This window comes from Sphingobium sp. AS12 (genome assembly GCF_019097845.1).
GTDB lineage: Bacteria > Pseudomonadota > Alphaproteobacteria > Sphingomonadales > Sphingomonadaceae > Sphingobium.
Genome location: NZ_JAHRGM010000056.1, coordinates 202,166 through 223,428 on the forward strand (window position 1 = coordinate 202,166; position 21,263 = coordinate 223,428).

At 59.7% G+C, this 21,263-nt stretch carries 9 protein-coding genes; 8 read left to right on the plus strand and 1 reads right to left on the minus strand.

The genetic code is table 11. The annotated features are described in order from the left end of the window. The first annotated feature begins 39 nt into the window (after window positions 1-39). The 8 genes from KRZ98_RS19145 (at window position 40) to KRZ98_RS19180 (ending at window position 20,588) form a co-directional block, all read left to right on the plus strand. Entirely contained in the window at window positions 40-366 is a 327-nt protein-coding gene (locus tag KRZ98_RS19145; protein ID WP_156448132.1) for an SEL1-like repeat protein, read from the plus strand. Window position 367: 1 nt separating this feature from the next. Then, complete coding sequence (locus KRZ98_RS19150; protein WP_066768616.1) at window positions 368-886, plus strand: hypothetical protein; 519 nt, start codon at window positions 368-370, stop codon at window positions 884-886. After that, window positions 883-15,957, plus strand: coding sequence for a Calx-beta domain-containing protein (locus KRZ98_RS19155; protein ID WP_082733579.1), 15,075 nt, complete (start codon window positions 883-885; stop codon window positions 15,955-15,957). Before KRZ98_RS19150 ends, KRZ98_RS19155 begins: the two co-directional genes overlap by 4 nt. Before the next feature lie 24 nt (window positions 15,958-15,981). Continuing rightward, window positions 15,982-16,491, plus strand: a complete 510-nt coding sequence (locus tag KRZ98_RS19160) for a toxin-activating lysine-acyltransferase (protein ID WP_066768610.1) — start codon at window positions 15,982-15,984, stop codon at window positions 16,489-16,491. 141 nt (window positions 16,492-16,632) lie between these two features. Beyond that, window positions 16,633-17,340, plus strand: a complete 708-nt coding sequence (locus KRZ98_RS19165) for a hypothetical protein (protein WP_066768607.1) — start codon at window positions 16,633-16,635, stop codon at window positions 17,338-17,340. Between the two features lie 118 nt (window positions 17,341-17,458). Next, on the plus strand, window positions 17,459-17,977 hold the full coding sequence (locus KRZ98_RS19170; RefSeq protein ID WP_066768604.1) for a hypothetical protein: 519 nt from the start codon (window positions 17,459-17,461) through the stop codon (window positions 17,975-17,977). Between the two features lie 122 nt (window positions 17,978-18,099). Further along, entirely contained in the window at window positions 18,100-19,755 is a 1,656-nt protein-coding gene (locus KRZ98_RS19175) for an ATP-binding protein (RefSeq protein WP_217674955.1), read from the plus strand. After that, entirely contained in the window at window positions 19,749-20,588 is an 840-nt protein-coding gene (locus KRZ98_RS19180; RefSeq protein WP_066768600.1) for a hypothetical protein, read from the plus strand. The genes KRZ98_RS19175 and KRZ98_RS19180 overlap by 7 nt, the downstream gene beginning before the upstream one ends. Before the next feature lie 30 nt (window positions 20,589-20,618). Here the strand turns inward: KRZ98_RS19180 and KRZ98_RS19185 are convergent, their stop codons facing one another. Next, on the minus strand, window positions 20,619-20,945 hold the full coding sequence (locus KRZ98_RS19185; protein ID WP_066768598.1) for a hypothetical protein: 327 nt from the start codon (window positions 20,943-20,945) through the stop codon (window positions 20,619-20,621). Window positions 20,946-21,263 lie beyond the last annotated feature (318 nt).

The window sequence follows — 21,263 nt, forward strand, 5'->3', positions numbered from 1 at the left end:
CTTCTGACGCTGCAGGCCTGCGCGAGCAGAGCCAGCTTCATGAGCGTTCCCCTCGCTGCAGGCCAGACCAATCCTGAATTGCAGCGACTAGCTGCCCGCGCGCGCGCCGGAGACAAGCAGGCGCAACTCGAACTGGGAATCAGATTCGAGGAAGGGCTAGGTGTAGGGCGCGATATCGAGAAGGCCCGAGACATGTATCGCCTTGCGGCGTCTGACAGCGGTGGGTCTGTGTGGGTGTATGTCCCACCAATTGGAGATGGAAGCATGGGCCGGGTCATGCAGGCGGACAGAGGCCCGAAAACGCCCGGACTGGCCGAGGCGAAGGCAAGACTCCATTTGCTCGAAAGAATTCAGGGAAAGAACTAATATGGCGTTCATTTCCGACAACGCGAACTTCCATACCTACGAGGCGAAACCGCATCGTGGGCGCGTTCCATATTATCGACAATTAATGATCGTATCGATTTCGCTGATAGCCATCGCCACTCAAGGATGTTCAATGAACAATAACATGATTGAAGAGCATGAGCGGATATGCAAGCAGAACATGAAGGTCATTGTTCATGATAACGATCTGTGGCGTGAATATCGTGCTCAATCCGCCGCTGCGTATCAAAGAGAGATACAGGAAACCCCTCCAATGACGGGGCGCACCTATTATACGCCTGTTGGAGATTTCGATACATCATTTGGCAAGAATAAATCACATTTTAGGCCGAATGTAGACGACAAGATTGTTCGCGATGACATTTTTATTACGAAAGGCGATAAGGTCGTCGCTCAGATTGTTGACTATATATATCAATATCGGTCCATCGATGGACCAACGGGTTTCAATTGCTTAAAATTTTATAAAGACTTATCTGTTGGGGGTGTTGATCAATGAGCGATAATCCGCCCCCAACATTTGCACGTGACTACCTGACATCTGCTCAAGTCGCAGCTCTAGGCTACATCGCTCCGGCAGTTAATATGTCTTTGAACGATACTGGCCCTGTTCTTGCTTTGAAGATTAAAACAAATCCCGGTGCCAGTGGGATTTTCACTGAGTCGGAGCTTACCAATTTCACAAACAACTATCGTTTCGTCGGTTCGACGTCGCGCGGACCGGGCGTTGCTGGTGGTGACGCCGTCGCCTTTCAGAATATCCAAACGGGCACAATTATTGTCGGAGTTGCAGGCGTAAACGATCATTCGTTCGCTTACCAAGAGTTGCCGCAGACGGACATCCAGACTGCGCTAACTGGTGGCAACGGCGCGATGTATGCCGACATTCAGACTTTTGTGTTCGGCTTGATGAACCAATATTCTACCGCACGTTTTGACCTAAATGGCCATTCGGCCGGGGGCCAGATGGTGCAACTTTTGCGTGCCGATGCGTCCTTGCAAGGCTTGAGCTCTCGCATTGTCACATCAAATACCTTTGGCTCTTTTGGTATCGGCTTCAGTCATCTGTTCCCGAATGGTAATGTTACAGGCTTCTCCGACATTATTACCGAACTTGATCGTATTGAAGATTCTGCCGGTTTTGTTCATTTCCGTAATGATAGCGATGGAGTGCCACTGTATTCCGATTCATCGGGCTATAGGCTTGCGGGGCCTGCGGCGAAGTATCTCGATGACGGAATTGATTACAGGGATAATTTCGGTTTTGTAACGGCTCATGGGATGGATATTTACATCCGCTCATTGAGGGCAGGTATTAACAATCAGGCGGCAATTATTTCTGACCCAACCGCACGGCCAGATGCGATTGCGGCGATAGCGCAACATTTGGCCGTTACCGAAGATGAAGCTGAAGAAATTGTCGTCGAAGCCAAGCGGCAACCAGATGGATCGCTCATTGTGGGCACCAGAGCGAATCGGAGGCCGGCATCTCTGACGACCTATCGAGACCCAGAGACCGGGGCGTTTGTGCCAGAAGGTATTGACGTAACGATTATTCGCGGAAAGCCCTATTATACGGATCGAGACGGTCAAGAAACGCGCTTCATCATCAAGAAGGATGCTGAAGGGAATAGCTACATCGATGCGGCAATTTCGGGCAACGATGACATGAACGTCATCCGCCGCTTTTTGCCGGATGGCAGATTGATCGCTACAGATTTCAACGGCCGGACTTTCGTTGGCCTCGATTTCGCGAATGCGGGTGGAATAATCGGTTCGCAGCTCGGTTATCGTCTTGCCAACGGCGACGTTCTAACTGGCATCGTTGCATCGGCTGCCTTGAAAACGCTCGGCGACAATCTGGGAGACTCGCTTGATCGAGCTATTGGCGGCAAGTCCATAGGCGATGCCCTGGAAGGCGGTTTTGAGGCGTTTGGACAAGAGTTTGTCGCGAATCTCAAGTCGGCAGGCCTTGGCGCGATTTCATCATTCCTGACGGCGGAACTGGTCAACGCAATTGGGCTTGACGGTTTCGCGGGCGAACTTGCCAACAGTTCGGCCGGTTATGCGGTCGGTCAGATAATTGGCAACATTGCAGGCGGCGAGGCAATATTCGAAGGCCTTGAGTTCGCCGATCTTGGCAATGCTGTTGGTGGCTTCCTCGGCTCCTATTTAGCATCAAATATCGTGAGTTTTGACACCCTCGGTGGACAATTGGGTTCGGCGGTGGGTGCCGCCCTTGGCGGTATCGCTGTTGCTAGTTTGGTTGTCGGCACCGGAGCATCTGCAACGCTGGCGGGCGTACAACTTGGCGCGCTAGCAGGTCCCGTCGGTGCGGCGATTGGTGCGTTCGTCGGCTTCATTGCTGGTGGCCTTATCGGTTCCCTCTTCGGCGGTACGCCGCGTTCTGGGGCGGATTCTGCCTGGGATTCAGAGCAACAGAAATTTGTGGTGGCCAATGTATGGTCGAGGAAAGCCGGATCGAAGGATGCAGCCCGCAGCGTGGCGTTTGCGGTTTCCGACACGTTCAACGCCGTGCTGTCGGCGACAGGCGGCACATTACTCAACCCGGAGGCCGTGCAGTCGGGCAATTACGGGATGCGCAAGAGCGCCTTCGTCTACAGGCCCTCTTCGACGCGCGACAGCGATGCGATCACGCAGAAATTCTCGGGCAAGGATGCGGCGACACGGTTGATCGGCTATGGCGTGTATCAAGGGTTGACCGATCCCGACTTCCAGATCGCCGGAGGCGATATTTATGTGAAGCGCGCGCTTTACAACTCGTTGGAGATCGGCGGGCCTGATCCGCAAAACTTCGACAGTAGCGTGCTTCTGGGCAATATAACCTCGGCCCAGCAATATGAGAGCTACCTCGGCAATTCCAGCGTAATCAATGTGTTGGTGGCGGCCGAACCAGACAGCGCCTTTGCGATCGAGACGCTGATCACGCTCGCCCGCGCGCAAGAACTAGGGCTGACAAGACGTGCCGCAAGCGATTGGTTCGGCGGATTTGATTTCCTTATCAAGGAAGCCGAGAGCACCGCCGCCGATGTCGATTTCGGGTTCGATTACGATCCGGCAAGCGGCCAGGTAAGCCGCCAGATTGGCGTCGGCGACTATGTGCTCGGCGACGCGATCGATATCGCGGGCCAGACCACGATTGAAGCGGATAGCGCCAACAACACGATCGACCTTCGTAACGGCGACCTCGCCGACCAGCGCGGTTTTACAGTCAACAGACATTTCAACAACGATATTGCCGCAGGCGGCACGGATTTCACGGTGAAGACCGCAACACTCACGTTCGCTGCGACAACTTTGCGCTCCACGGTGCAAGTCAATGTCACGGTTGATGCGCTAGCAGAAGCCAGCGAGAATTTCCTCGCATCGCTTTCGAATGCTCCGGGCATGCAGATCATGGGCGGAGCAGCAACTGCAACGATCATTGATGGCACGGCAGCTTCTCCCACCCTGATGGTTGGCAACAGCTATGCCTGGGAAGGCGACGGCTACGCGGTATTCCGCCTCTCGCTTTCGAAAGCAGCCACAAGTGCGGTCACCGTTAATCTTGCCCTCGTCGCCGACAAGGCGACCGGCGGTGGCGTCGATTTCGGCAGCACTGGTGCGGCCAATATTCAGGTCTCCACCAACGGCACGACCTGGACGAACGCGACCAGCGCAACCTTCGCGGTTGGAGCGACGCAACTGTTCGTGCGGACCGCAGTGGTCGCCGACAACGTCGCCAATCCGGATTACGTGGCCCCGGTCGTAGTCAACGGCCAGGTCGTCACTCCGGGCAATGGCAAGCCGCAATTTCTCAACGTCGAGGGCAACGAGAAATTCAGCCTCCAGGCGACGGTGTCCGCAGGCGCGTCCGCTCTCGCCAATGGCACGCAGCCGGTGACGGGAACCGGAACGATCGTCGACGGCGCCGGAACCGAACCCCTCGTGTGGATCGACAGCGTCACTGTTGATGAAAGCTCGGGCAAGGCGATCTTCACCGTGTCGCGCTCCCGCACGATGGCGGCATCGACGACCGTTGGGTTTGCGACGAGCGACCGCCGCGTCCTCGATATCCCGATTGCCGCGACCGTCGATGGCGGCGCAGGCAACGACACCATCTACGCGTCGAACCTTGGCGACAATATCTTCGGTGGAACCGGAGACGACATCATCTACGGCGGCCGTCTCGATGACTGGCTGCTCGGCGGTGACGGCAACGATACGCTGAATGCGGGTTCGACCGCAGCCGGATCGCTCGGCGGCGATGGCAATTACCTCAACGGCGGAGCGGGCAACGACACGCTCACAGGCCGCGAAGGGTCCGATTGGCTCGAAGGCGGCGAAGGCACCGACACGCTGCTCGGCGGCGCCGGCGATGACATTCTCGTCGGCGGAGCCGGCAATGGCGACAGCCTCAAGGGCGGCACCGGCTCCGACCAATATGTCGTCCGGCGCGGAGATGGCGCGGACATCATCGACGAGGCCAGCACGGAATCGGCGCTGACCAACACCAGCGCCGATGGAATGGCTCAACGCCTAACTGCCATTGAGAATTGGAAGACCACTCCGGGGCAGGCAGGTGCCCTGCGTCCGGACTGGGTCGGCGCTTCGGCGGGTGTGGCATCTGGAACCGTGGAGGGCGGCGAGGACGCCATCGTATTCGGTGCCGGGATCGACATCGGCGACGTTCGCCTCAAGCGTTCGGGTACGGCGACCGCCCCCGGCAATGACCTGCTGATCACCCTCATGCAGACCGTCGGCACCGTCGAGAATGCGACCAGCACCGTTATCACAGTCAAGGACTGGTTCTCCAACCCCTACAAGCGTGTCGAATGGCTCAAATTTGCCGACGGCAACGAAATCCGCATCGGCGACACCACAAGCTTTATCGCGGGTGGGTCGGGCAACGATGTGCTGATCGGCACGCAAGGCAATGATTTCATTGCAGGCGATGCGGGCGATGACAAGATCTTCCTTCTTGCGGGTAACGACGTCGGAAATGGCGGCACCGGCAATGACATGATCCTTGGCGATGCCGGTAAGGATCTGCTCATCGGTGGCCTCGGCAACGATCAGTTGCTGGGCGGCGCCGGGATAGACGCGATCACCGGCGATGCCGGAGCCGACGACATCTATGGCGGCGCGGACAATGATATCGTCTCGGGCGGAACCGGCGATGGCGACGTCGTGGTTGGCGGTGCCGGTAACGACACCTTCAAGTTCGCGCGCGGCGACGGCCGCGATATGGTCTTCGACGATTTCGCCAATTACTGGCAGACCGTCTGGATCGCCGGCGAATGGAATTCCGCGTTCAGCTACAACGCCACGACCGGCATCGTTACGGGTCCTGGTGGAGCGGTGCTGCGCAAGAATGTCGGGACCGCTGACGAGCCCGATTTCCAATGGGTCGGGCGTTACGACTTCGACAGCGCAACCAGTACGCTCAAGGTCTTTGCACCTCCTGCGGACGCAGTCATCACCGCCAACTCGGGAACCGATACGATCGAGTTTGCACCTGGCATCAACCTGCAGGACGTGATCCTGCAGCGTCCTGCCGGATCGAACGATCTCGTCCTTGTCGTCAGCAAGGAGAGCGACGAGGTTTCGGATAGCTCGCTCGTTGCCGACAGTGTCACGATCAAGGACTGGTTCCTCGCGCCCGGCAGCATCGAAAAGCTGGCGTTCTACCAGACCGGCTTGCTCGACATTGATCCGGTGAAGATGGTCTTGAAGGCAGGCACCGACGCTGCGGATGGGACTGCCAGCGCGCCGCTCGCGGGCACGGCGATTGCCGACTGGATCACAGGCGCCGCAGGGGATGATGTGATCGCCGGCGGCGGAGGCAATGATATCCTCGCCGGCAATAGCGGTTTCGATACGCTTAAGGGCGAGGCCGGCGACGACGTGCTCTATGGCGGCACAGGTGATGACGCTCTCGACGGCGGTGCGGGCAAGGATATCCTGGTCGGCGGAGCCGGTCTGGATGCCGCGAGCTACGCGTCCACCTCGGCGGCGGTGCGTGTCCAACTCTCCGCATCGCACACCAACACAGGCGATGCGGCAGGTGACGAATATTATTCGATCGAGAATGTCATCGGTGGCGGCGGTGCCGACATCATCGGTGGCGATAGCGGCCAGAATGAACTGACCGGCGGCAAGGGCAACGATGAGCTTGCCGGCAATGCCGGCGACGACACCTATGTCTGGAACGCAGGCGACGGCGCCGACACCATCATCGAAGGCGGCTTTGTCATTGAAGAAGCGGTGACCGCGGCGGCTACGCTCGGCGCTGGTTTCTCTATCAAGTCCTGGGCCGCCACCGGGGCGGTCGAAGCGGCGTCGGGCAATCGCTATTGGCGCTTGCAGATTCAAGCTGCGGACGGGACCGTTGTCTATGACAACGCCACCTATCTTTATGCACCCGGGACCACCCCAGCTGCGCCGGCTCCGTCAGCCTATGCCCAGGCCGGATGGCTGGGCGGCTTTGCGCGCACCAACCTGCAACAGGTGACCCGCCAGCGCTTCGATGCCTCCGTCAACGGAGGCGATGACGAACTGGAGTTCGGCCCGAACATCAGCCTCAATGACCTCAGCTTCGCCTGGAGCGGCAATGATCTCATCATCAGCGTGGGCGGCCTTGCCACCTCGCAGGTGACGATCAAGGGGCAGAAGCTCGCGAACAGCGCGGTGGAAACGCTCAAGTTCGCCGATGGCATGTCGGTGTCTCTGGCCAGCATTCTCCTGGCGACAAGCGATGCCACGCTCGCAGGCACGGCAGCCGACAATCTGCTTGTCGGGCGATTTGGAGCTTTCAACGACAGTCTGAACGGGGGCGCTGGAGACGATGTCCTGGCCGGCTATGCGGGCGATGACACTCTGCTCGGCGGAGACGGCGACGATACACTGGAAGGCGGCCTCGGCGCGGATACGCTGAACGGCGGTGCCAACAGCTCCAGCGCGGCTTCGACCGATGCCGGCGACACGGCGCGATATGTGCGTTCTGCGGCGGCGGTCACGATCGACCTCAAGCTGGCTGGCGCCCAGACAAGCGTCGATGGTTCGGACGCGCTCGGCGACACGCTCATCGGCATCGAGAATGTCGTGGGTTCGGCCTACAACGACGCCATCACCGGCGACGCAGCGGATAACAAGCTCTTCGGCCTTGCCGGCACCGACACCCTGTATGGCGGCGCGGGCGACGATGTTCTGAGCGGGGACGACGGCAACGACAACCTCTACGGTGAGGATGGCGCGGATTCGATCTCGGGCGGTCTCGGAGCGGACAAGCTCTACGGCGGCGCACAGAATGATGTGCTCGACGGCGGTGACGGTGATGACCAGCTCTTTGGTCAAACCGAGGACGATACGCTCTCGGGCGGTCTCGGCAACGACGCCCTTAATGGCGGGGCCGGCAATGATATCCTTGTTGGCGGCGATGGGAACGACAGTTTCGTCGGGGATGCCGGCGACGATACGCTCGAGGGCGGGCGCGGTAATGACACCCTGAACGGAGGCGCCGGGAACGATACCTACGCCTTCGACCGGTATGCGGGCACGGACACCCTCACTGATACCAGCGGCATCAACACCATCACCTTCGATGAAAGCGTCGCGTACAACGAGTTGTGGCTGACCCGCGTCGGTAACGACATGCGCATCGCAGTGATCGGCTCGGACGCCAACATCACGGTCGTCGGTTTCTTCCTGACAAGCGGCCAGAGCAAGGTCCGGGCGATCCAGACCACGACACATGTGATCTTCCTCGATCATCCCGACAGCCTCAGCCTTGTTACGGCGATGACCGCCACGACCACAACTCCGGCCATCACCCCGACGGCGCTGCCGACAGACATCGCGGGAAAGCTGGCGACCTATTGGCATGCCGGTTCCAAGGCCGCACCAACCGGCCCCGCAGCGCCCCGAACTGTCACATTGGCCGAAGATGCCTCGATTGCCATCAACGGTAGCTACGGCGTGGTCGATCACGATCAGAATCTGACATCCTATGCGCTCGATCCGGCAAAGGGTCCCAGCAAGGGCGTGATCACCAGCTTCAACGCCGCGACCGGCGCCCTGACCTATACGCCATTTGCGGACGCCAATGGCGAGGATACCTTCGTCGTGATCGCTACAGATGCCGATGGGCAATCGGTGGCGCTTCCTGTCAACGTCACGATCACCGCCGTGAATGACGCGCCGCGGGCGATCGCAGTTGTCAATGGCACTGCGCTGCAAATCGCCGAGAGCGCGCCTGGAAGCACCACGGCAAATAACAGCCTTATCGGCGCCTTCACATCGGTCGATGTGGAAGGCGATCCTGTCGCTTATACACTCACCGACAATGCTGGCGGCCGGTTCGTCATTGCCTCAAACGGCGAATTGCGCGTCCTCAACGCGACTTTGCTCAACCGGGAAGCGGCCGCGTCCCACTCGATCCGCGTGCGTGCTACGGACAGCAAGGGCGCCTACACCGAGACGGCGTTCACTGTGACGGTGACCAACGTCAACGAGGCGCCCAATGCGCCTGTTCTGTCGACGTCGACTGGTATCGTTAGCGAATATGTCGCAGGAACGAACACGTCGAATGTCTCCGGACTGGTTGCACGCTTCACCACCAGCGATCCGGACGGCGCGCCCAATCCGTCCATCGTTTTTGTCGCCGATGGCACGGGCAACCCAGGCAACCGCTTCAAGATCTCCGGCACCGACGTTCAGTTCGCGGTGGAACCGGATTTCGAAGCGCTGGTAGGCGCCGGCTTTACGGTCACGGATAGCGACGGGGACGGTCTCGGCGAAGTGACGCTGACCGGAAAGGTCTATGCGTCGGACGGCGCCCTGTCTTCTGCAGCAGTCACCTTCACCGTCAGGCTAGAGGATGTGAACCAGCGCCAGACGGCGATCGCCCTTGCCGGCCCTGCTGCTTCGATCGCCGAGCGCGACCGCGTCGCTACCGGGGTCGCGCGTCCCGCCGTGGTGCTTGGCACGCTGAGCGCCACCGATCCCGACCTTGCAAGCCAGTTGGCCGGCCAGCAGACCTATGCTGTCTATGAGAACAGCGCGACGACCGTCAGTACGCGCTTTGCAGTCAACGCCAGCAACCAGCTGGTGCTCCTGGCCGACAAGAGCCTTGACTATGAAACCGACGGCGCCTCGATCATCCTCAAGGTCCGGGCAACGGACAAGTCCTCGGCGCCGCTCACGTTCGACCAGACCTTCACTTTCGCCATCACCAACGTCGATGACATAGTGGACGGCACCGCGAACGCCGATACTCGCACCGGCCAGCAGAACCGGGACATCCTGCGCGGTCTTGCCGGTAACGACACCCTGTCGGGGCTCGCCGGAAACGACCAGCTGGAAGGCGGCGACGGCAACGACACGCTCTATGGCGGCGATGGCAACGATACGCTGCTGGGTGATACCGGAGACGACAGGCTCTATGGCGAGGTCGGCGATGACAGCCTGACCGGCGGTGACGGTAACGACATGCTCGATGGCGGTCTAGGCAACGACACTCTGGCGGGCGGACTCGGCAATGAGGGTGTTCGTGCCAGCGGCACGGATGCCTGGCGCGGTTTCACGAGCGTTGGCCTTGCAGGCGGCGCCGGCGCGGACATCATCAATGGCGGCGATGGAGATGATTATCTCGAAGGCGGCGATGGTGCCGACCAACTGACCGGCGGCGCCGGTTTCGACGGCGTGACCTACGCGGCATCCACCACTGCGGTGAGCATCAACCTCGCTGCCGGCACGGGTACCGGCGGACAAGCCCAGGGCGATTTGCTGAGCGGAATCGAACTTGTCGAAGGTTCGAACCAGGCGGACACTCTGGTCGGCTCGACAGGCTCGGATGTCCTGAGGGGCGGGGCAGGCAACGACTCGATCAAGGGGGGCGCCGGCAACGACTATCTCATCGGCGGCGATGGCAACGACACACTCGATGCCGAGGCCGGTGACGACTATCTCGATGGGGGAGCAGGCGACGATGTCCTGATCGGGGGCGCCGACAACGACACCTACTTCATCGGCCGAAACCAGGGCAACGATCGCATCAAGAATTTCGATGCGAGCGGAGACAATTTCGATCATCTCGCCCTGGACAGTTCAGTGACCTACACGGACATCTGGTTCGACCGGGTGGACGATCAGGGCCAACCGAGCGGAACGGGCAATCACCTGCGCCTGACGCTGCTGGGACAAGCCGGCGCCGAGGGCACGGTGACGGTGGAGAACTGGTTCACGCTTCCCGACCGAACTCTGCCGGCAAACTATTTCAAGATCGATCTGATCTCCGACGGCACCGACAGGGCCACCGTGCCTGTGAATGTGGATGCGCTCGTTACGCTGATGGCAGGCATACCTGCCCTGAATCGTCCGACGACCCAGGACCAGATGGACACCCTTCGCGCGGCCAACATCGCCTTTGCCAACGGCATGGAGGATTATTGGGGACGCCTGAGCCCTCCAAAAATCAGCGATACCGTCTCGCTCAGCGCGACCGAAGCGCTCGACAATGGAACGACCACGATCAGCTTTGCCACGCGGGCCTGGTACGAGGATCTGCAGGGGCTCGGCATCGCCATCCCGGCAAGCAGCATCGATCTCACGCTGACCGCGCTGGGTGGCTATAACCTTGCCAGCTACGTGACCGGCGTCAATTACGGCACGCCTGACGCAGCAGGAAACCGTACCGTGACCCTCACGCTGGCCCCTAACGCCAGCACGCATTTGTTGCCGGGGGGTACGCTTCCCCTGCAGTTGCAGGCAAAGATCCGGGGAACGACACGCACGGTCAATGACCTTGGCGGCATTGCGCTCAGTATCGCGCCGACGGCGGACAATGGCAGCTTCTCGACGCTTGCGAGCGCCGGCGGTACTGCCGGCGCGAACATCGCCATCTCCGTGGCGGCTGTCACGCCGGATACGGATGGTTCGGAGAGTGTCGATGTTCTCGTGAAAGGCCTGCCCAGCGGATACTCGCTGGTCAATGCTGCAGGCACAGCAGTTGGAATCTGGGAATCCGCCTCTGGCTGGTGGCGACTGACCTCCGCGCAGCTCAGCGGTCTGCGCATGGCCGTCCCTGCCGGACGTTTTGAAAACGCGGCCCTGAGCTTTGCCGTCCAGACAAAGGACGGCACCTCGACGCGGACATCGGCATGGTCGAACCTCGCCGTGGTCGTGAACGGCAAGCCTACGAATATCACGCTGAGCGGCTCCATCGCGGAGAACGCGGCAAACGGAACATTCGTCGGGGCGCTAACGGGCATCGATCCCGACACGGCCGAGGGGATGGCGGCGCCCACAAGCTTCCAACTCATCAACAATGCAGGTGGCCGCTACGTCCTCGACACGGCCAACACGAGCCGCTTACTCGTTGCCAACGGCGGCGCGAACCTCGACTATGAGGCTGCCGGCCGCGACGCGGCCAACACCATAACCGTTCGTGTGTTCGATGCGGCCGGACAATATTACGACAAACAAATCGTCGTACCGCTCACCAACGTCAATGAAACGCCCAATGCGCCCGGAGGAGGGGCGACGGTCTGGTCATTCTTTGACGAAACCGGGTTGGGTTCAAACCCAGCGGTGGCCGGCAAGACCGTCGCCACCCTGGCGCTGAGCGATCCCGATGGTACCACGCCTACGCTGCGCTTTGCGACCGACGGGAACCCCGGCAACTGGTTCACGATCGTCGGCAACCAGATTCGTTTCGCCGCAGGCGTTTCGTATGACTACGAGTCCCTGCGTGCGGCAGGTTACGGCATCAATGACTGGAGCGGCGATGGGCGCCTCGAAGCGCACATCGCGAATGTGTCGGTAGAGGCGGTCGACAGTGGCGGTGCGGTATCGGCGCCGACCCTCGTTCAGGTCTTCATCTCCGACGTGAACGAGAGGCCCAACAATCTTGTGCTGGAGGCATCGAACGTCTTTTCCGAGACAGTGGGCGGCGATTCTCCGCATGCCGGAAATCTGATCGCCCGCTTCACCATGGCCGACCCGGACGGCGTGGCACCCCAACTCTATATCGTTGGCGGTAACGAGAATGGCTGGTTCCAGACATTCTCCAACAACCACATCGCCTTCTCGCCCGGCGTGAATTTCACGTCCGATTGGCTGCGCGCCTATATGGGGCAGTTCGGGACCAGCGCGAACATGAACTTCGATACCGACGGCGATGGTATCAAGGAGGCCCGGGTTGCGACGCTCACGCTGGTCGCGCGCGATGCCTCCGGCGCCGAGTCCTCGCCGTTCAGCTACTCGGTCTACATCGAGGACAAGAATGAGCAGAACGCTCTGACTGGGCGTACTCTAAACGTCATCAATGAGAACACGGCAGTCGGAACCGTCTTCGACACCGTGAACGCGAGCGACCCTGACAGCGGCGCGACGGCGTTCAGCCAGCAGCGCTACTGGTTCTGGGACGGCACGAACTACTCGGCATCCACCTGGGATGGTCGCTACGCGATCGACAATGTGACTGGCGCGGTTCGCGTCAATGCGGCGCTCGACTTCGATACTGCAGGCGAGACCGGCCGCAACTACGTCATTCGGGCCAGGGACAATCAGAATAATGCTGGATTCCGCGAGACAGAGGCGAACTACTGGATCCAGATGGGCGACATCAACGAGCCGCATGCGCTGGTCAGCGCTTCCGGCGCAACTGACGAGGCGAGCGGATTGCCGCCTTTCCATGAGCAATTCAATCTTCGCAATCTGATGCTTCGGGACCCCGAGCAGAGAAACATGCAGTGGAGCTTCGCCGATGGCTCGACGCAATCTGGGATTTGGGAGATCACGTCCGACGGCAGTCTCGTATTCAAAACCGGTTCTGCCGATTATGAGGCGTTGACCACGCGCTACGAGACGGTGACGGAGTGGGTCGACTATGGCTGGGGCCCGGAACCGATCGAAACCACGGTTGCGGTTCGGGATACCTCGCTTGCAACGCAGGTGCTTCAGATCCGCGCCGTCGATCCCACGAACGGAAATTACAATTTCACCGCCAACTTCACGGCGACCATTCGCGACGCACCCGAACAGCCCGTGTTCCAGTCCTCCTACAAAACGTACAATGGGAGCGATGGCCCGGTCATCTTCATCGATAACACCACGTACCGGGTGTCCGCACAGCGCAATGGCGGCAGCATCATCCAGGTCATAGCTGCCGACCCAGAAGGCTCGCCGCTGACATATAGCATTACTGAGTGGAATCCCCGGCGGTTCAATACGACGTCAGGTGGGGGGTCGGAAATCGATGCTTCGGGTGCCCCGACAATTTCCGTCAACTCGGCCGGCAACATTTCCTTCTATACCCCGGGCGAGGGCGGCGGCGAATGGGAAGGCGGCACCAAGATCAATGGCGTTCGCGTAACAGAGAGCATCGAGGTCACCTTCAAGCTGAACATCACGGACAATACAGGGCGTACGACGGCTGTACCCTTCTCCGTCACGTTCATGCGGCGCAATTCCAGCGTGCCGCCAATCGTGCTCGACCTGGACGGGGACGGCATCGAACTGGTGGACTATGCCACATCGAGCATCTCGTTCGATATGGATAGCGACGGCGCTGCCGATCGGACTGGATGGGTGGCTGCGGATGACGGCTTCCTTGCGCTTGACCGCAATGCCAACGGCGCGATCGACGATATCTCGGAGATCAGCTTCATCAACGATGCCGCCAATGCGCTGACTGACCTTGAAGGTCTGCGCGCATTCGACAGCAACGAGAATGGATTGCTCGATGCCGGTGACGCGCGGTTTGGCGAGTTCCTCGTGTGGCAGGATGCGAACCAGAACGGCGTCAGCGATACAGGTGAACTCAAATCCCTGACCGAGGCAGGCATCGTACAGATCAACCTGACCATGCATGAAACGGGTAACGATCTTGGCCAAACCGGCAACATCGTCACGGCAACATCGGACTATCTGCTCGCCGACGGCACGTCACGCGATCTGGCCGACGTGATTCTCTCCTTCGATCCGGTTGCCGATAGCGAAGATCCGGACGCCCCGCCTGAGGCGAGCCCGCCGGCACAGACCGAGACTGCTACGTCGCCGCCAGCGGACGATGGCCTGGAAAGTGGCCAGACTGCTGCCAGCGGAAGCCAGGACGTTCCGGCCGCCGTTTTGGGTGGGGACGATGTTGGCCAGCCCGGAAGCGATGCTGTTCAGGATGAGCCGGAACAACCGGTTCAACCCTCCAGCATTGCCGCCCCCATCGTCCTGGATTTCGATGGCGATGGAAAATCGCTTGTGTCGCTCGCCGAAAGCCTGACCCGCTTCGACATGAACGGTGATGGCGTCGCGGATAAGACCGGGTGGATCGAGAGCGATGATGCCTTCCTTGTCCTTGAGCGCAACGGAAACGGCGTCATCGACGACATCAAGGAAATCTCGTTCCTTCAGGACAAGCAGGGCGCAAAGACGGACCTGGAAGGTCTTGCGGCCTTCGACACCAACGCCAACGGTCTGCTCGATGCGGGAGATGCCCGGTTTGTCGAGTTCAAGCTCTGGTTCGACCGCAACAGCAACGGTACAAGCGATGCCGGTGAACTGCTGAGCCTCACTGAAGCAGGGATCACCTCGTTTGCACTGCAGGGCACGGCTACCGGCGAAACGACTGCCGCTGGGCAAAACATCACGTATAACCGTTCGGCGTACACCCTCGACAACGGTACTTCGGGAACGCTGCTCGACGTCGGCCTCGCGTTCAAGGCGCTCTCGGCGCTGGTCGATCCCGAATACAAGACCGGAGAATGGGCTGGAAAGGCAAAGCGCTTCCGGCTGTCAGGGAGCTCCGATGGCGCCCATGTTATTCCGCGTGACGCGGCAGGGCCCATCGCGGCGTCCGCAGGCCTCATCGGGCCGGCGGCTATCATTGAGCTCGACAACGCGAAGGTGGGCATGTTGTCCGCGATCCTCATCGATCTCGATGGCGACGGGCTCGAAGCGCGCAAGCGCAGCAAGACCGACGCTCGCTTCGACATGGATGGCGATGGAACCCTAGACGATACCGGGTGGGCCGCCGATGGTGATGGCATGCTCGTCCTTGATCGCAACGGCGACGGTGTGATCACCCATGCTTCCGAAATCTCGTTCCTTGCAGAGAAGGAGAATGCCAAGAGTGCCTGGGATGGACTGGGTGTGCTCGATGCCAACAAGGACGGAAAGATCAACGCGACGGACGCCCGGTTCGGCGATCTCAAAGTCTGGCAGGACGGAAATCATGACGGCGTCTCTGATCAAGGCGAACTTCATAGCCTTGGTGATCTCGGCATCAAGGAGATATCGCTGGCGAGCACGAACGTCGGTGAGACCGCGAAAATCGGTCGCAACCTTCCGCTCACGACCGCGATCTATACTAAGGACAATGGCGTCACTGCGACGATCGGCAACGTGGCCCTCGCGTTCGATCCTTCCTCGACGCATACCGAAGCGACACAGGCAGCGGCCCGACTTGCCCAGGCGATGAGCACCTTCGGCGCCAACCAAGGCGATGGTGCATTGACCGGGAAGCTCGTCGATCAATTCCACAGCTATGATATGCTCACGGCTTCGGCTGCCTGAGACCGATCGAGAAATGGACCTAAGATGACTACGAAACAGGATAACACCACTACCGCGCCACTGACCGTCAGCCATTTCCTTGGGGAAATGACCTGGCTCCTCACGCAGTCTCCCCTGCATCGGAGTTTCAGTATTGCCGACATCGAGTGGCTGCTCATGCCGGCGCTCCTGCATGAGCAATTCTACATGTTCCGTGACGGCCAGCAGCCGGTGGGACTTGCGCTGTGGGCGAAATGTTCGCCCACAGCAGCGGCCAAGCTCGACAAAGGCATGGTCGAACCGGAGAACCGGCTGAGCCTTGATGAATGGAAAGGCGGCGATCAGATCTGGCTCGTGGACCTGATTGCACCCTTCGCAAATACCGACAACAAGCAGCGGGAAATCATGATTGCCGATCTGATCACCGGCCCGCTCAAGGGGCAGGAATTCCGCTTCCATCAGACCGATCCAGCCACCGGCAAACGGTCGGTTCAGGTCGTGTCTGCGGACGCAGGGGACCGCTTGCGCCAGGCTGTCGAAGAGGCTGCGCGGTAGTCGGCAGGGTTGAGCACTCGACCTTCGGAGAGTGCTTGCCCTGTTTAACTCATATCTCCGGTCGCGACCCAAACGCTATCCTTAAATGGACGGCCAGAGAGGTGGGCGGAGCAATTTTTTCGTTTCATTTGGGGGTAGATCGTGAAGAAGTCTCTGCTTGCGGCGGCACTTGCCGTTGCTGTCGTCATGCCCGCGTCGTTTGATCCGGCCGTTGCCAGGCAGCGCACCGTTATCGAGCAATTACCGCTCGAGATCGTCGACAAGAACTATGTCGATCAGGTCGAAGTTATCCTCGCCGACACTGCCACCGCCAAAATGGCGGAACTGGACGCGAAGGCTGGCGAAAAGCGGAGCGAGGCAGGCCTTGCTGCCTATGATCCTTCGGGCACGGTGACTGTCCAGGACCAATATGCAACCGTGCCCTTCTCGTCGATGATGCCCTTTATCATGCGTGATGTTACCCGGAAATGGGGGCTCACGCAGGAGCGTGGTGGCAAGGCGGTCAACCTGCGTATCACGATCGAGAACATCAAGACCGCCAATGCGGGCATGGCCCTGCTGCTTGGGAGCAGCGACGAGCTTTCCGGAGAAGTCGTGGTGCTCGATCCCGTCACGCAGCAACAGATCGGCAACTTCTACGTCCAGGTCGTCAATGCCCATGGGGGCCTTGCCGGGTTGGCTATGCGGGGATCGGGTGTGCGAGAGAAGCTGGTCGAGGAATTCGCACTCGAAAGCTCGCGGATCCTGACCGGGAGCACTAAGAAGGACTGGAAGAAGCGGTTAAAAGCCAACGAGAAGGTTGCCAGCGAAAAGGCGAACGTGATCACTTCAACCAAAGTGGGCGCCTGATCGCATGCTGCCTCCCGCACGTCGTTTTGCCGTACCGCTTCGCGCGGTCAGCATAGCTGCGGTCGCCTTGCTGGGCGTCTGTTTGCCCAGTTCAGTCAGTTCTCGTACCGTTGAGTATTTGAGCGACCTCACAGCTATTGAGGCCGCCGCCGCCGATCAAGGCATTCCAGGACCGTTCTCGCAAGCACCCGCAGTCGGCGGTGCCACCATCGCTCTGGAGGGGGCATCGGCCGCGGATCATCGCGTCATCGTCGCCAGCAACTATTGCCAGGCGTATCACATCGAGAACCCGGTCTCCGCGTTGCTCCAAGATCTGGTGACGTCCGCGAACGGGGGAGCGGATGGAAAAATCAGGTCGATTGATAAACCATCGGTCACGCTGCGCCTCCTGTCGGGCTCGACCGTTCTGCGCTGCATGGGAAAGAGTGACCTGGCGACTATCTGCAAGAACAGGGTCCGGATCACGGCAGAGGCGAGCGTGATCCATGCAGACGGATCGATCGCGCAGGTCCCTCTGGTCGCGCAAGTTGAGCGCGAAGGGCGAGTGGGAGGGCTTTGCGGTAATATTGCGCGCTACACGGGGATCGTGACGAGAGAAGCCGCGATCGACCTGCTCCGACAGGCGTGGACCTTATAAGAGCGCTCCGGGCATAATGACTGGGTCGGATAAATCGATGCCTGAGATACTATGGGATGGGGCATGCAATGAAGACAGTATATCTCGGCCGCCAGAGCCGGCGAGTTACCCCCGCCCCCGACATGGAGGGCGATGTCCTGGAGTTGCTCGCGGACAACTGGGATGATTATGGCAACAAGACCACGTTCGCCACGACTTGCCGCATCGCGGGCAAAAGGGTCGAACTGGGATATCTGAAGTTGATGCTGGAGGACGCCGATTCCAGCGAACGCAAGCTGGATAAGCTGCGCGAAGAAGGGTGGAACGGAATTTTTCCGATCCCGGGCACACGGTATCTGTCACTGCCGGGCGAGATCAGCTTTTACGAGCAATTGCGCGACCGTCTTGGCGAGGCAGCGGCAAAGCAGGCAGCCCAGCAATTGCGAGATGCAAGCTATCTTGTTTATATCGAACAAGATCCCGATGCGCTTGCGTTGATCGATACCCAGGCCTTCCGTAAATCCCTCCAGCGTGAGCGCGGGGAGATCAAATCCTATCTGGATGGATGGAAGATTTTCGCGGCGGCCTCTATGGCGGTTCTCGACCTGGGCTTCCGCTTCAACGACGTGTATGGCGACCTCTCCACGCTCAATTTGAAGTTCAGCCAGCGCGGGTTGCTGCCCCATGGCGTCAACGTGCTGATCGGTCCAAACGGGGTCGGCAAATCACAGCTGCTGCATCAATTGGTGCGGGACTGGCTCGACGACAATCCCAAAAAGGACGAGCATGACGTCGGATTTGTCGAAAAGCCAAACCTCAGTCAGATCGTCGTCGTCTCCTACAGCCCTTTCGAGCGTTTCCCTGTGGACCTGGAGGCGCACGAGCTTCAGGACAAGGAAGTCTATCGGTATTTCGGTTTTCGCGGGCGTTCGGTCAGCAGGACGAAAGGGAAGCTTGGTGGAATATCGCTCACTCACCAGGCGCCCAAGAAGAACGCGGCCGCATCCCTGCTGGACTGCCTGACGGACGATCTACGCTACAAGGGCTTGCGCAACTGGGCGAACAAGTTGGCGACCGTTGAAAAGGTTCTTCGCACGGCCTTTGCGTTCGATTACGCCACCGTCAACATCGGCGTCCCGGACGGTAGAGCCAGCCGGCTTTACAGCGATGCGGGGCTTCTCGACGATCTCGCTTTCGACGTCGACGAGGAGCGATATGTGCCGATCAGTTCCGACCGGATCGAAGAACTGAAAATCGACAAAATCCGCGATGCACTCAATGCCGCCGATGGCGTGACCTTCTTCCATGACGGCGAGATCGTCGAACTGAGTTCAGGCCAGAAGCTGTTTTCCTTTATCGTCATCAATATCCTCGGGGCAATCCGCCGCGATAGCCTGATCCTCATCGACGAACCGGAGCTGTTTCTGCATCCGACGCTGGAAATCCAGTTCATCGATATGCTCAAGACGATCCTCGACCGGTTCAATTCCAAGGCGCTGCTGGCCACCCATTCGCTGGTTACCGTACGAGAAGTTCCCACCGACTGCGTGCACGTGATGGCGCGGACGAAGGACGGGTTGTCGATCCGGACGCCGCCCTTTCAGACCTTTGGTGGCGACATGCAAAGGATCAGTTCCTATGTGTTCGGCGACAGCGAAGCGTCGAAGCCTTTCGAGCGATGGATAACCGAGAAGCTCGAAGAACTGGGGTCCGCCGAAGCCCTGATCGAGGCCCTCGGCAAGGATATCAACGAGGAACTCGCCATCCAGATTCAAGGGATGGAGCGCGAAGGATGGTGATGCTTTTGCCCGTGCCGGGCGCCGACTGCCTCACGTTGATCGATGCTGTCGTGGCGGAGCGGACCAAGGAACCCAACAAGAGTTTCTTCCAATCGATCGCCGCCGAATGGAAGGTGCGGGTTGGCGTATATATCGCCCATGGAGGGTCCCCGGCGCAGGTGCAGACCTGGCCCGCCGCCGAAGCTAAGGGAGGGGCATTCAAGAACCTCTATAGCCACCCCGCCGAGAATTCGGCGCAAGGCGCGATGCTGGAGGCATTGCGGGGCCATGACCTTGACATCTGTCCGGCATGCGGCAGCCCCACCCCCCCGGAAACGCTGGACCATTATCTGCCGAAGGGGCGATATCCGCAATTCGCGATCACCCCGGTCAATCTGACCCCAATGTGCGATCCTTGCCAGCGACGGAAGAAGGAAAAAACGGGGAACGCTGTGTCGCCGCGCTTTTTCATTCATCCCTATTTCGACGCCTTCTCATTGCCCCAGATCGTGCAGTTGGACATTGCCGCGCCCTTTGTAGCACCGACTTTCAGCCTGACGCCGCATCCCGATCTGACCGTTGAAGAGACGGCACTGGTGACCACCCATATGCGGGAACTTCAGGTCGCCCGCCGCTATGTCCGCTTTTTTCGAAACGAGCATCGCCGCCTGCTGCGCAATGTCAGTAAGATGCGATCAACGGGGCTTGTCGTCATCGACAACATCGCGGCCTGGCAGGAGGGGCATGCACATCCCACCGCCAATAGCTGGCACCACCTCTTCTACGATGCGGTGACCCGCAACACACCGCTGGTCGATTATCTGACGAACGGCGACCTGCCAGCTTTCCTATAAACGGCAGAAAATCGGGCCGAATGATGAGGGTCAGTTGCCTCTGATGATGATCGACGGCAAAGGCTCTCCGCCCGTCTCCTGGCGGTGGCGCCGGATCTCGCCGATTCCCAACCTGATCTTCTTGGCCACGATGTCCGACATCCGCCGAACATCGCCGGGCGTATCGAGACCGGGGACTCCTTCCAGAAATTCAGTCAGCAGAATCGTGAGCATCTGACAGACTTCGGCCGAGCCGATATAGAGGGTGTCGCCCTTCCCCGCCGCATTGGATCGTTGCCTTTCCGCCGACACTTCGCAGATGGCCTTGACCACCGCCCGACGAAGGTCGCTGATATACTCCTCGTTCAATTCAGCCATGGGTGATGTCCTTCCTGCTGGAGCGAGGAGACCATGATTTCGGGCATGCAGCAGCGAGTCCAGCCCTTTTGATGAAGTGGCGCATCCTGAAGCCGCATATGACGCGTACCACAAGATATTTCAAGGTAACTCAAAGGGATAGGGCGGCCCTAGTCGGTCCCGTGGTTCACGTACGACGCTCCGCTGGAACTGGGCCATACGCGTATTACGGCCATATCACCTTGTTTTTACGGGCTAATGTGCCTGCAGCACCCGTGCGTAGGGTCCATTACAAAACGGCCTTGCGCCGTGCGTCCCGCCTTACGCAGCGCGCTCGCG